At 31.3% G+C, this 14,205-nt stretch carries 11 protein-coding genes; 6 read left to right on the top strand and 5 right to left on the bottom strand.

Annotation, left to right across the window (positions count from 1 at the left end):
• Positions 1 to 4: 4 nt before the first annotated feature.
• A complete protein-coding gene (locus ACYEKI_RS01185; protein WP_459209318.1) occupies positions 5 to 955 on the bottom strand; it encodes an isopenicillin N synthase family dioxygenase in 951 nt (316 codons plus the stop codon).
• A gap of 172 nt (positions 956 to 1,127) precedes the next feature.
• Between ACYEKI_RS01185 and ACYEKI_RS01180 the strand changes: the two genes are divergently transcribed.
• Entirely contained in the window at positions 1,128 to 3,134 is a 2,007-nt protein-coding gene (locus tag ACYEKI_RS01180) for an alpha-ketoacid dehydrogenase subunit alpha/beta (RefSeq protein WP_459209317.1), read from the top strand.
• 79 nt (positions 3,135 to 3,213) lie between these two features.
• Here the strand turns inward: ACYEKI_RS01180 and ACYEKI_RS01175 are convergent, their stop codons facing one another.
• From ACYEKI_RS01175 to ACYEKI_RS01160, 4 genes are read right to left on the bottom strand one after another with little or no spacing between them, the layout of a single operon-like run.
• On the bottom strand, positions 3,214 to 3,942 hold the full coding sequence (locus tag ACYEKI_RS01175; RefSeq protein ID WP_459209316.1) for a head GIN domain-containing protein: 729 nt from the start codon (positions 3,940 to 3,942) through the stop codon (positions 3,214 to 3,216).
• A gap of 24 nt (positions 3,943 to 3,966) precedes the next feature.
• Positions 3,967 to 5,058 carry a DUF4097 family beta strand repeat-containing protein gene (locus ACYEKI_RS01170; protein ID WP_459209315.1) on the bottom strand — a complete coding sequence of 364 codons (1,092 nt, stop codon included), beginning with the start codon at positions 5,056 to 5,058 and terminating at the stop codon, positions 3,967 to 3,969.
• Positions 5,039 to 5,617, bottom strand: coding sequence for a hypothetical protein (locus ACYEKI_RS01165; protein WP_459209314.1), 579 nt, complete (start codon positions 5,615 to 5,617; stop codon positions 5,039 to 5,041). The genes ACYEKI_RS01170 and ACYEKI_RS01165 overlap by 20 nt, the downstream gene beginning before the upstream one ends.
• Entirely contained in the window at positions 5,614 to 6,162 is a 549-nt protein-coding gene (locus ACYEKI_RS01160) for an RNA polymerase sigma factor (protein ID WP_459209313.1), read from the bottom strand. The genes ACYEKI_RS01165 and ACYEKI_RS01160 overlap by 4 nt, the downstream gene beginning before the upstream one ends.
• A 226-nt stretch (positions 6,163 to 6,388) precedes the next feature.
• Between ACYEKI_RS01160 and lon the strand changes: the two genes are divergently transcribed.
• The 5 genes from lon (at position 6,389) to ACYEKI_RS01135 (ending at position 14,204) form a co-directional block, all read left to right on the top strand.
• On the top strand, positions 6,389 to 8,845 hold the full coding sequence (gene lon / locus ACYEKI_RS01155; RefSeq protein ID WP_459209312.1) for an endopeptidase La: 2,457 nt from the start codon (positions 6,389 to 6,391) through the stop codon (positions 8,843 to 8,845).
• Positions 8,846 to 8,984: 139 nt separating this feature from the next.
• On the top strand, positions 8,985 to 10,007 hold the full coding sequence (porQ, locus tag ACYEKI_RS01150; RefSeq protein ID WP_459209311.1) for a type IX secretion system protein PorQ: 1,023 nt from the start codon (positions 8,985 to 8,987) through the stop codon (positions 10,005 to 10,007).
• Between the two features lie 20 nt (positions 10,008 to 10,027).
• Positions 10,028 to 10,717 carry a (d)CMP kinase gene (gene cmk / locus ACYEKI_RS01145; protein ID WP_459209310.1) on the top strand — a complete coding sequence of 230 codons (690 nt, stop codon included), beginning with the start codon at positions 10,028 to 10,030 and terminating at the stop codon, positions 10,715 to 10,717.
• Between the two features lie 145 nt (positions 10,718 to 10,862).
• Positions 10,863 to 13,352, top strand: a complete 2,490-nt coding sequence (locus tag ACYEKI_RS01140) for a T9SS type A sorting domain-containing protein (protein WP_459209309.1) — start codon at positions 10,863 to 10,865, stop codon at positions 13,350 to 13,352.
• Between the two features lie 165 nt (positions 13,353 to 13,517).
• Positions 13,518 to 14,204 carry an ion channel gene (locus ACYEKI_RS01135; protein ID WP_459209308.1) on the top strand — a complete coding sequence of 229 codons (687 nt, stop codon included), beginning with the start codon at positions 13,518 to 13,520 and terminating at the stop codon, positions 14,202 to 14,204.
• Position 14,205: the final 1 nt, after the last annotated feature.

The following is a 14,205-nucleotide window of genomic DNA, read 5'->3' as shown; positions in this document are numbered from 1 at the left end:
CTAATTATTCTTTAATTAAACCAATTTCTACAAGACGTTGGTGCAAGAATTGTCCAGCAGTAATATCATCATACTGTTTAGGATTTTCATCTGTAATACACTCTTCTAGGCAGTTTAATTTCATTTCACTACGAGGGTGCATAAAGAATGGAATAGAATATCTAGGTTCACTCCAGCTTTCTTTTGGTGGATTTACAACACGGTGAATTGTAGATCTTAATTTGTTATTGGTATGACGTTCAAGCATATCACCAACATTGATAACTAAATCACCTTCTTCTGGTTTAGCATCAATCCACTCACCATCTTTGCGTTGTACTTGTAAACCTCCAGTAGAAGCTCCCATTAATAAAGTGATAAGGTTAATATCTCCATGAGCACCTGCACGTACAGCTCCTTTTGGCTCCTCTGTGATAGGTGGGTAGTGGATAGGACGTAAAATACTATTACCGTTACTAGCCCAATAGTCAAAATAATACTCGTCTAATCCTATGTAAATTGCTAATGCTCTTAAAACATAGATTCCTGTTTTTTCAAGCATTCTATATGCTCTCATTCCAGTAGCATTAAAGTTTGCTAGTTCATTAACAGTAACATTAGGAGGATATTCTTCTATAAGATTAGCATCTTCTGCAGGCTCTTGTCCAAAATGCCAGAACTCTTTTAAATCTCCTTCTTTTTTTCCTTTTGCGTGCTCTTTACCAAAAGAGATATATCCACGTTGTCCACCTAGACCATCAATTTCATATTGTTGTTTAACATCAACAGGTAAATCAAAGAATTGTTTAACTTCACTATATAAGTTATCCATTAATTCATCATCCAAGAAATGATTCTTTAAAGAAACAAATCCTATTTCTTCATATGCTCTTCCTATCTCGTTGACAAATTTTTGCTTTCTCGCTGGATCTTCAGATAAAAAATCTGCCAAATTAACGCTTGGTATATTGTTCATTGTATAAGCTTTATATTGATAGCAAATTTAAATAAATAATATTGTTATCAACAAAGTAATTAACATTAGTAATTAACAATTTTAAAATTTAGCCTAACTTTTTTTGTAAACTCCTTTGTAGATGTGGTTTTTGACTAAAAATAATTACATTTACTAGAAATAAATGATTCTTATGCAAAATCTCATTGATAGCACAACACCTATAATATTCAATAAAGACATAAATTCTGACGTAGAACTTAAAGCGCTTTACAGGGCGATGTTAACGTCTAGGTTAATAGAAGAAAAAATGCTGGTGCTGTTACGGCAAGGTAAAATTTCTAAATGGTTTAGTGGTATGGGGCAAGAAGCAATTGCTGTAGGAGTAACTATGGCACTTAGTGCAGAAGAATATATATTGCCTATGCATCGCAATTTAGGCGTATTCACTACTAGAGGTATTCCTTTATATAGATTGTTTAGTCAATGGCAAGGTAAAGCAAATGGTTTTACAAAAGGTAGAGATCGTTCTTTCCATTTTGGTACACAAGAATATAATATTGTGGGAATGATATCTCATTTAGGTCCACAATTGGGTGTGGCAAACGGAATTGCTCTTGCTAATATTTTAAAGCAAAATGGTAAGGCAACAGCAGTTTTTACAGGAGAAGGTGGAACAAGTGAAGGAGATTTTCATGAGGCATTAAATGTAGCATCTGTTTGGAATTTACCAGTTTTGTTTTGTGTAGAAAATAATGGTTATGGATTATCAACACCTACAAATGAACAATATAATTGTGAACATATAGCTGATAGAGGAGAAGGTTACGGAATAGAATCTCATATTATTGATGGAAATAATGTACTTGATGTATATAATAAAGTAAGTGCATTGGCAGAAGATATTCGTAAGAACCCAAGACCTATTTTAATAGAGTTTAAAACATTTAGAGTTAGAGGGCATGAAGAAGCTAGTGGTGTTAAATATGTACCTCAAGACTTAATAGAAGCGTGGAAAGAAAAAGATCCAATAGAAAATTTTAGACGTTTTTTATTTGAAGAACGTATTCTTTCTTTTGATGAAGAATCTGATTTGATTACCGAAGTTAAAAGTGAAATTGATGCACATTGGGCGAAAGCTAATCAAGAACCTAAAGTAGAAGTTGACCTAGTAACCGAATTAGCAGATGTATATGCACCTAATGTACAAGAAATCATTAATCCAGTTGAACCTAAAGAAGAAATGCGTCTAATTGATGCGATTTCTCTTGGATTAAAACAAGCTATGGAACGAGATGAGAGTATTGTGGTTATGGGACAAGATATAGCTGAGTACGGAGGAGTATTTAAAATAACAGATGGTTTTGTAGAACTTTTTGGAAAAGAACGTGTTCGTAATACGCCTATTTGCGAATCTATTATTGTATCTACAGCTATGGGATTGGCTATTAATAGTAAAAAAGCAGTTGTAGAGATGCAATTTGCAGACTTTGTATCTTCTGGATTTAATCCCATAGTAAATTTATTAGCTAAATCGCATTATCGTTGGCAACAAAAGGCAGATGTGGTAGTTAGAATGCCATGTGGTGCAGGAGTAGGAGCAGGCCCTTTCCATAGTCAAACAAATGAAGCTTGGTTTACAAAAACGCCAGGACTTAAAGTGATTTATCCAGCATTTCCGTATGATGCCAAAGGATTACTATGTGCAGCGATTGAAGATCCTAATCCAGTATTATTTTTTGAACACAAAGCTTTATATAGAAGTATACGACAAGAGGTGCCTAATTCATATTATACATTACCTATAGGAAAAGCAGCTGTGTTAAAAGAAGGTAAAGATGTAACAGTTATTAGTTATGGTGCAGGAATACATTGGGCACTAAAAACGTTAGAGAAACATGTAGAGATATCGGCAACGGTATTGGATTTAAGAACGCTACAACCACTAGACGAAACAGCTATTTTTGATGCGGTTAAAAAAACAGGAAAAGTAATCATATTACAAGAAGATTCAATGTTTGGAGGAATAGCTTCAGATATTTCTGCAATGATTATGGAAAATTGTTTTGAATACCTTGATGCACCTGTAAAACGTGTAGCAAGTTTAGAAACACCAATTCCTTTTGATACAAATTTGGAACAACAATATTTACCAAAACAAAGGTTTGAAGATACTTTATTAGAGCTTGTAGCATATTAATAAAGTATTTAAAGAATAAAATAAAAAAGTCCGTAATGATCATTTCATTACGGACTTTTTTAATGAATTGGATATATTTTTAATAAGCTCTAATACTTCCAGATCCTGCTTTAGATTTATCAACTTTTTGAGGGTTACCAGCATATTTGATTCCTCCAGATCCTGCTACTGTAGCTTTGATTTCTTCTGTAGCAGTTACTTCGATATCACCAGATCCTGCAATTGAAGCAGTAGCTTTTTTAGTTTTTAAACCGATAGCTTCAATATCACCAGATCCAGATACACTACATTTAATAGAATTAGCCTTTCCTTTTAATTGAATATCACCAGAACCGCTTACGGCAGATTTTACATGATTTGCTTCTATATGTAATTCAATATCGCCAGAACCACTTACGGCTGTTTTAAAATTATCTGCTTTAATAACATCTTTACCTACGATATCACCAGATCCAGAAACTCCTACAGCATTTAAATCTTTAAATGGTACAGTAATTTGAATCTTTTTTCCTCTAGAAGTTCTAAGATTATATCCTTTTTTTACTTTTAGAATTAATTTATCATTTTCTACTTTGGTGATAAGATATTCCATAAAGTTACTTTCTGCAGTAATAGTAATATCCCCTTCGTTACCAGCTACAAGAGTAACATCCATATTACCTCGTAAAGAAATTTGATCATAGTTTGATGTAGAACGTTTTTCTGTTGTAACGTTTCCGTTTCCATTAATTTTTTTAGAAGAACCCCATTGTGCTTGAGCTGTTAAACACATTAATGAAACTAGTGCTATTGATAAAATATTTTTCATGATATATTGTTTTTGTAATTGATTTTAGTTTTCTTTTAATTTGATCGAACCAAAACTGGCTCTAATTTTTATAGTATTTCCAGATGATTTAGTTCCTTTATAACCTTGATAATATTTATCTATATTATCTTTTACTTTTTTGATGATTTCTAGATCATTTCCTAGAGTGATTCCTCCATAAGAAGAATTGATATCAAAATCAAAAGAAGCTGCATCATCATAACCTAGTGATATACGAACATAATCTGTTTTTAAGTTTACATTTGAAATTGTAGGCTCAAGATTATAAGTTGTGAAAGAACCGTAATTAGCATTAATGCCCATACTTTTTTCCAAAGATTGGATTGTTGTGTTTAAATAATCACCATGTCCTTTAATTGCTGATACACGGTCGATTTTAAGACTTCCATAATCACAAGTATAATCTAGATTTTCTATATGATCAAATTTTGATTTTGTATAATCAGCATTAAGTTTTATAGAATTAGCTTTACGAATAAAAAACTCAGAATAATCAGCAGTTATATTTCCTTGAGTGATATATTCAATACTACTGTTTTTAGTATAATCAAAGTTAATGTTGTTTTGATTCCCCAGTATTTCACCTAAAATGAGTTGACCATAATCGCAGTTAATAGTTGCATTTCCCTTAATTTTATCTAGTGTAATACTTCCATAATCGTTATTTAAATCGATATGATTAGTTATAGGCATTTTTACAACATAATTGATTTCCATGTGGATGTTGTTGTTGTTACCTCTTAACTTATCCCACCAGGATTGATTTTCTCTATTAAAAATGGTTTTAGCACTTACCTCTGTTGATGATGCAGAAAATCGAACATCAATGTTATTTAGTTTATCAATAACTTTTTCTTCATCATTACCATTTACTTTAATCGATATCTCCATAACAATGCGATTTTGATCCCATGATTTGATATCTAGATTGCCATAATCGTTATTGATCTTTAATAAAGCATCACTATTTACAGTAAATTCTTTATTTATTGATTTCTGTTTAGTGTATTTACCTTTTAGCTTATCTGTATTTGCAGTAAGTATAGCAGGAGCGATAAATAATAGAAGTAATAATTTATAATATATTGTTTTCATTTTGATCAAGTTTTAATTTTTTTATGTTATTCATAGCATCAAGAGTGTGTTCCAAAAGTAATGTGCGTTGTTGAAAATTATCTATCATAGCACTGATAACACGTTTGTCATAACCACTAGTGATTAAATCTTTTTTTAATGAAGCATAATTAACTTCTAGTTTTTGAAGTTGAACTAAAGCATCTTCAACTACTTTTTTAGTTTCTTCAGAGTTAATAGTATTAATCTGTTCTAATTGCTGATTAATAGCTACTGTAAAGAAATCTTGTGTTTCTTGTAATTGAGGAGAAACACTGGCTAATTCTGCTTCTTCAAAATTAGTATTGAATAATCCCGACGGAATTACAGCGATTAGTATAGCTATTGTTGCAGCTATATATAATAGCGTTGTCCATTTGTTTTTTTTACGAGTTAGTGATACTACAGGTGTTTCTTCTTCAACCGAATTATGTTTTGATAACTTTTGTAAAAACCTTAGTTCGTGATCTTCTTGAGGTTCAAAAATGTCAAATGATTCTTTGGGTACATCAAATAAGTTATCTATATCTTCATTTTTCATACGAGTTGTAATTTTTTTCTTAAGCTTTCTTTAGCACGAGAAATCATAGTTCTACAATTTGAATACGATATATTCATAATGTCAGAGATTTCTTCATAGTCATAACCTTCGATTAACGAAAGCGATAAAACAGTGCTATAGTTATCTTTAAGTTCATATATCATTTTTAGTATTTTTGATACTTGTTTGTCTTTTATGTCATTATTAATAATATCTTCATTATTAGTTAAACTATACGCTATAGAGTCTATAGCTATTTCTTGATGAGAATTGTTTTTTCGTATAGCAGTTAAACTAGAGTTAATAACAATACGTTTTAACCAAGCTCCAAAAGTTTTATTATCCTTAAGCGATTCTAATTTTGTAAAAGCAATTAAAAAAGCTTCTTGCATAATATCTTCGGCTTCTGCTGTATTCTTTACAATTCTTAACGATGTATTATACATGGCCTTGTAATACCGTTTATAGATTTCAAGTTGCGCAGCTTGATTTCCTTTGCGGCATGCATCGATTAATTCTTCAGTATGTAATGTGATCTGTTTCAAAAATTAATGGTTAGCTTTATTTTAAAGATATAACAGAAGTGGGATTGTTACAGTATGTGATAATTTTTTTTTGATTTTTATGGCATAACTATTGAACGATAGTAATGAATATCTATCAAAACCTATTGAATTTACTAGGTTTTTACTTAGATTGAGTATAATATATTTTTTTTGATAACAGAATAAAATTATGTCTCAATGACATAATGACCATATAAATAACTTTATGACAAAATCAAAATTTGTAACCCTTGACAGTTTGTCACTTCAAGGTATTGATGAAGAAGCAGAATTGATACCATTGATGACTCCAGAAGATGAGGAAGAAATAAACAAAGAAGATTTACCAGAGAACTTACCAATTTTACCACTTAGAAATACGGTACTGTTTCCTGGTGTAGTTATTCCTATTACTGCTGGAAGAGATAAATCTATAGCATTGATTAATGATGCCAATAATGGTAGCAAAGTGATTGGTGTTGTAGCGCAAAAAGACGAAAGTATTGAAAATCCAACAGCTACAGATATTAATCAAGTAGGTGTAGTTGCACGTATTTTAAGAGTACTTAAAATGCCTGATGGAAATACAACTGTTATTCTACAAGGTAAAAAACGTTTTGAAATTTCTAAGGTTGAAGCAGAGGAACCATATATTAAAGCAGTTGTTAGTGAAGTTCCAGAAATTAGACCAGAAAAAGATAGTGAAGAATTCGGTGCAATAATAGAATCTATTAAAGATCTAGCACTTGAAATTATAAAGGAAAGTCCAAACATTCCTACTGAAGCTACTTTTGCAATAAAGAATATTGAAAGTCATTCATTTTTAATCAACTTCGTTTCTTCAAACATGAATATTCCTGTTGAAGAAAAACAACGATTATTAGAAATAAATAACCTTACTGATAGAGCTTTGGAAACACTAAAGTTTATGAATGTTGAATTCCAGAAATTGGAATTGCGTAATGACATTCAAAATAAAGTGCAGAGTGATATGAACCAACAACAACGTGAATATTTCTTACATCAACAGATGAAGACAATTCAAGAAGAGTTGGGAGGAGTTTCTCATGAAGATGAGATCGAAGAAATGGTTGTTAAAGGGAAAGAGAAGAAGTGGGATGATAAGATAAAAAAGCATTTTGATAAGGAAATTTCAAAAATGCGTAGAATGAATCCTCAAGTAGCAGAATACTCAATTCAGCGTAACTATTTGGATTTATTTTTAGAATTACCTTGGAATGAATTTAGTGAAGATCAATTTGATCTAAAAAGAGCGAAAGAAATTTTAGATAGAGATCATTATGGACTAGATGAGGTAAAGAAACGTATTATAGAGTATTTGGCAGTATTGAAGTTACGTAATGATATGAAGTCTCCTATACTATGTCTTTATGGACCTCCTGGGGTAGGAAAAACATCATTAGGAAAATCAATAGCTGAGGCTTTAGGTAGAGAATATGTACGTATTTCTTTAGGTGGATTAAGAGATGAAGCCGAAATTAGAGGGCATAGAAAAACCTATATAGGGGCAATGCCAGGTAGAATTATACAAAGTTTAAAGAAGGCAGGAACAAGTAACCCTGTATTTGTACTTGATGAAATAGATAAATTATCAAGTGGTCATCAAGGAGATCCTTCTTCAGCTTTATTAGAAGTTTTAGATCCAGAACAAAATTCTGAATTTTATGATAATTTCTTAGAGATGGGATATGACCTCTCTAAAGTGATGTTTATTGCTACGTCTAATAGTATGAATACAATACAGCCTGCATTACGTGATCGTATGGAAGTGATCAATGTGACAGGTTATACTATAGAAGAGAAGGTGGAGATAGCTAAACAACACCTGTTGCCTAAACAATTAAAAGAGCATGGCTTAAATGCTGACCATTTAAAAATAGGTAAAGCGCAATTAGAAAAGATCATAGAGGGGTATACAAGAGAATCAGGTGTACGTGGTCTAGAAAAACAAGTAGCAAAAGTAATTCGTTATGCTGCAAAGAGCATAGCAATGGAAGAAGAGTACAATGTAAAAGTTACTAATGAAGACATTGTTGAGATTTTAGGCGCTCCTAGATTAGAGCGAGATAAGTATGAAAATAATGATGTAGCAGGAGTAGTTACTGGATTAGCTTGGACTAGTGTAGGAGGAGATATTTTATTTATAGAATCTATTTTATCTAAAGGTAAAGGTAATATGACTATTACTGGAAACTTAGGTAAAGTAATGAAAGAATCTGCAACTATTGCTATGGAATATATCAAAGCAAATGCAGAAGACTTAGGTATAAATCCAGAGATTTTTGATAAATATAATGTTCATATTCACGTACCAGAAGGTGCAACTCCTAAAGATGGACCTAGTGCAGGAGTAACGATGTTAACTTCGTTAGTATCATTGTTTACGCAAAGAAAAGTGAAAAAGAGCTTAGCAATGACAGGAGAGATCACTTTAAGAGGAAAAGTACTTCCTGTAGGAGGGATAAAAGAGAAGATTCTTGCGGCTAAAAGAGCTAAGATCAAAGAAATCTTATTATGTAAAGATAATAAGAGAGACATAGATGAAATAAAAGAAGAGTATCTTAAAGGGTTAACATTTCATTATGTAAGTGAAATGAGCGAAGTTTTAGACATAGCAATTACTAAAACTAAGGTTAAGAATGCTAAAAAACTTGAAGCATAAAAAGATAATTTATTTATAAAACTAATAATGCCGACTTTTTAAGGTCGGCATTATTAGTTTTAAAATGATTGTATATTTACATAAAATAAATTGTAAGAATTAAGGTTTATCAAAATAGATTCATTTATTTTTGCTTTCTATGATGCGCAAATACATACTTTTACTTGTACTGGGGGTAGTTAACTTTCATCTTCATGCTCAAATTGGAGGAAAGTATACCTATCAATTTCTTAATTTAGTTTCTTCTACACGACAAGCAGCCTTAGGAGGTAAAAATGTTACGGGATATGATCAAGATCCTACTACAGCATTGTACAATCCTGCTTCTATTAATATAAGTATGGATAGAACTTTAGGTGTTAACTACGTAAATTATATAGCAGATGTAAACTATGGATCTGTAGCATATGCATATGCTTTAGGAGAAAATAAAGAGCATGTACTTCAAGCTGGAGTTACGTATATCAATTATGGTACATTTGACGGATTTGACGAGTTTGGTAATGCTATAGGAGATTTTAGTGGTGGAGAAGTAGCTGTTTCTGTAGGATTTGCAAAAAATATACCTAACTCTAAGTTTTATGTTGGAGCAAATGTAAAAGTAATTTCATCAAAATTAGAAGAGTATACTTCTTTAGGAGGAGCGCTAGATTTAGGATTGCTTTATCATGATGCCGATAAAAAATTGGATATAGGATTAGCAATACGTAATGTGGGTACTCAATTTACATTATATCAGGATACGAGAGAAGAATTACCGTTAGAAATAGATGCAGGGATATCTCAGACATTAAAAGAAGTTCCTATTAGATGGAATTTAACATTTGAAAACTTGCAAACTTGGGATTTGGCATTTAGTAATTCAGCTAGAAATATTACAGATTTAGAAGGTAATGTAGAGCAAGATGATCCTAGTTTTTTTAACAATGTATTACGTCATACAGTTATAGGAGTAGAGGCATTTCCAGAAGGAGGGTTTACTGTGCGATTAGGATATAATTTTAGAAGATCTGAAGAATTGCGAATAGTCGATCAACGTTCGTTTGCAGGATTAAGCGGAGGTATAGCAATTAAATTAGGGAAATTTAGATTTAGTTATACATATGCGAGATATAATGCAGCAGCATCGTCAAGTTTCTTCGGACTTAACGTAAATTTATAAATTAAGAATAAAACATTTTAGTGGGAAATAAAATAATTATAGCCATTGATGGACATTCTTCTACTGGAAAAAGTACAGTTGCAAGAAGATTGGCTAAAGAATTAGGGTATGTATATGTGGATACCGGAGCTATGTATCGTTCTGTTACATTATATGCTATGCAAAAAGATTTGATAGATAAAGAGCATTTTGATAGTCATACTCTTATTCAAGTGCTATCAGAAATTCAAATAAGATTTGAAATTAATAAAGATTCTGGAAGAAATGAAGTGGTTTTAAATGGAAAAAATGTTGAGAGAGAAATTAGGAGTTTAGAAGTTTCTTCTTTTGTAAGTCAAGTAGCTGCAATTAGTGAAGTGAGAACAAAATTAGTTGAACAGCAACAAGAAATGGGAGAAGAAAAAGGAATAGTAATGGACGGAAGGGATATAGGTACTGTAGTTTTTCCTAAAGCAGAACTAAAACTTTTTATGACAGCTACAGCCAAAGATAGAGCAGAACGTAGATATAAAGAATTGGTTGATAGAGGAGATAAAGTAACCTATGAAGAAGTACTTAAAAATGTTGTAGATAGAGACCATATTGATAGTACTAGAAAAGATTCTCCATTAAAAAAAGCTGAAGATGCAATAGTTATAGATAATTCAAATTTAACTCTAGAAGGTCAATTTGAGAAGATTTTTGAAATAGTTAACAATGCTGTTAAATAAATCATAGTTTTACTACATGAAATGTTAAAACCTTACTTAAGTAGGGTTTTTTTTATATAAAACGTTTACTATTTACAAGTTACATTCATTTGTTTTGTTAACTTTGATTCAATCACAAAATCTAATTAATAATCAACTAATCAAGATGAAAAAAAGCATCTATCGTAGTGCCATTATAGCTTTATTGGCTATAGCTCCCCTTCAGGCACAAGAGTATCAAAAAATGATATCCCAGGGCGGATATACAGTAGAACAAATTCAACAATCAGCAGAAAACTATTTTGATCAAATTGGTCGTGGCAAAGGAACAGGCTACAAACAATTTAAAAGATGGGAATATAATGCGTTAAGGTTTCAAGATGAAAATGGAGAGTTAAAATCTAATTTATTTTATTTTGAAGAATTAGAGCGTTATAATAGTGAGTTAAATGCTAAGAATAGTAACAACACTAATTCTAGTTGGATAGAACATGGTCCAAAACAATATGAAGCAACATCTGGATGGAACCCTGGAGTTGGTAGAATAACTTCTATAGCTATAGATCCTAATGATGAAAATCATATTGTTGTAGGTAGTCAAACAGGAGGTGTTTGGAAAACAACCGATAGAGGGGCTAATTGGACTCCACTTACAGATAATCATAATAACATGCGTGTTTATGCTTTGGCTATGGATCCAACTAATTCCTCGACATATTATTGGGGATCTAGTAATGGAGTAATTTATAAATCTACAGATGCAGGAAGTACATGGGATGTACATTCTTCTAATGTTAATGGTGATATCAATAAAATTTTAATACATCCTACAGACACGAATATTATGTTTTTAAGTGCTCAATATGGAGGTTTGTATAAGTCAGTAAATGGAGGAGTAAACTGGAGTAGAATTGGTAGTGATTCAAATGGTTTTGATGTAGAATTCAAGCCAGGAGATTTAAATACAGTGTATGCTTCAGGAAATAATGTGTATAAATCTACAGATGGTGGAAATACTTTTTCTAGAATTTCTGGTTTTAGTAATGGACCAAAAATGATGGGAGTATCAGAAGCAATTCCAGATAAAGTATTTGTTTTAGAAGCAACATCTTCAGGCGGTAGATTCAATGAAATTTATAAATCAGAAGATTCTGGAAGTAGTTTTACTGCCATGGGACATACAAAAAATTATTTTGGATATGACACAAATGGAGGAGATAGTAGAGGTCAAGCACCAAGAGATATGGATATCGCTATATCAAGTACTAATGGAGATGAAATACATATAGCTGGTATTAATACATGGAGATCTACTGACGGTGGAAATACATTTACTATATCGTCTCAATGGATGCCATCAACTACTCAAGCTTTGGGTATAGGTTACTGTCATGCGGATGTTGATTTATTAATTTTTGCGCATGATAAATTATTTGTTGGTTCAGATGGAGGGATTTTTGTAGCTAATAATCCTTCGGTGATGAGTACAGATTATTATACTGATTTAACTAATGGTTTAGGAATTCGACAATTTTATAAAATTGGAATATCTCAAACAGATGATGTTGTTGTTACAGGAGGAGCTCAAGATAATGGTACTTCTTTTTATATTGAAAACCAAGGATGGAAAGATTGGTTAGGTGCAGATGGAATGGAATCTTTTGTTGATAAGGATGATACTAAAGTAATGTATGGAACAGTACAATTCGGTGGTTTATATAAAACTTTTAACGGAGGAAATAGTTATAGCGGGTTGCCATCACCTGAAGGTAGACAAGGAAACTGGATTACACCATTTGAACAAGATCCAATAACAACAGATGTTGTTTATACAGGATATGATAAAGTATATAAATCTGATAATGGTGGATATAATTGGGTTGCAGTTTCGCAAAGTTTTGGTACTAATTTAGCTGATCTTAAAATTGCCAAATCTGATAATAATGTAATGTTTGCATCTCATGACCAGTATTTATATAAAACGAGTGATGGTGGGGCAACAACATGGGGATTGATAAAAATCTTTCAAGGTAGAATTAATGATATAGCTATTCACCCATCTAATCCAGATAAAGTAGCAGTTACTTTAGCTGCATCAGACAAAGTAATGATATCTAATGATGGAGGGACTACATGGAATGCTTCTAATACAGGATTACCAAATTTCTCTGCATTGTGTTTGACATGGGAAGATAACGGAAATAATGGATTGTATTTAGGTATGAACTATGGTATATATTATATAGACGATAGATTGAGTACATGGGAGTCTTTTAGTAACGGAATACCTAATGTAATAGTTAATGAATTAGAGATTAATACAGTTGAAAATAAAATTTATGCGGGTACATATGGACGTGGTTTATGGAGTTCGCCTGTTTATGATACAACTTTGGCTGTAGAAGAACATGCATTATATAATTCGTTAGATATTTACCCTAATCCAAGTACAAATGAGATTAATGTTAAATGGGATCAAGGTTTTGATGTAGAACTTAGAATATTTGATATTAATGGTAAACTAGTCCATTTTGAAAGAAATCAAAAGCTTGATGAACTTAAGAAGGTTGATATTTCTAGTTTTAATTCAGGATTTTATTTCTTAAGAATTAATAGCGAAACAGGTATTGCTACTCGAAAGTTTATAAAGAAGTAATAAATAAATTTCAATAAATTATAAAAAGGTTCAGAAATATCTGAACCTTTTTTATTGAAAATAAATAAAGTTATATAATTTATATTTGAAGTTTATATACAATTTAAGTGTATCGTAATAAATTAAAGATGTTTTGATATGGTAAACGCAATGGCTAAAAGCAGTATGATTAGAAAATTATATAAGTATAGATTTGAATTTTTCTTTTTTAGTTTATTAGGAGTTTTATTTGGGTCATTAATATTTCCATTAGTACTGTTTGAGAAAGTTGTTATGCCAATAATTTTATTGATAAATGTTATAACAGGAATATTATTAATTTCTAAAAAGAAGAAGCTAGCCATTTTTTTTGCATTGCTTTTAACAGTTGTTCTGAGTGTATATGGGACAGAAGTAGTAAGTAGACCTAAAGATATAAATACAATAAGATTTCTTCAATTTGGTACCTATTTTTTATTCTATGTTATAGTGACTATTGAAATTATTAGACAAGTATGGAACACTCAGAAGGTAAATAAAAATGTAATTTTTGGATTAATGAGTGGTTATATTGCTTTAGGATTAGTTGCTTTTTTTATATTTTTAACTATAGAAATAGCTACACCAGGATCTTTTGGTGGAATATTATTAGAGTCAGTATCTATACCAGAGAAAACAGATACATTGTTGTATTACAGTTATATAACTTTGTTGACGATTGGTTATGGAGAAGTTATACCTATTACTCCTACTGCACAAAAGGCAGCAATTTTAACAGGACTTATGGGGCAATTTTATATTGTGATTATTACAGCAGTAGTAGTTGAAAAGTATATAAGACATAGTATTAAAAACGAAATAAAAAATGAGTAAG

This window comes from Aquimarina rhabdastrellae (assembly GCA_947387485.1).
Lineage (GTDB): Bacteria > Bacteroidota > Bacteroidia > Flavobacteriales > Flavobacteriaceae > Aquimarina.
This window is presented reverse-complemented; position numbering and strand designations above follow the sequence as displayed.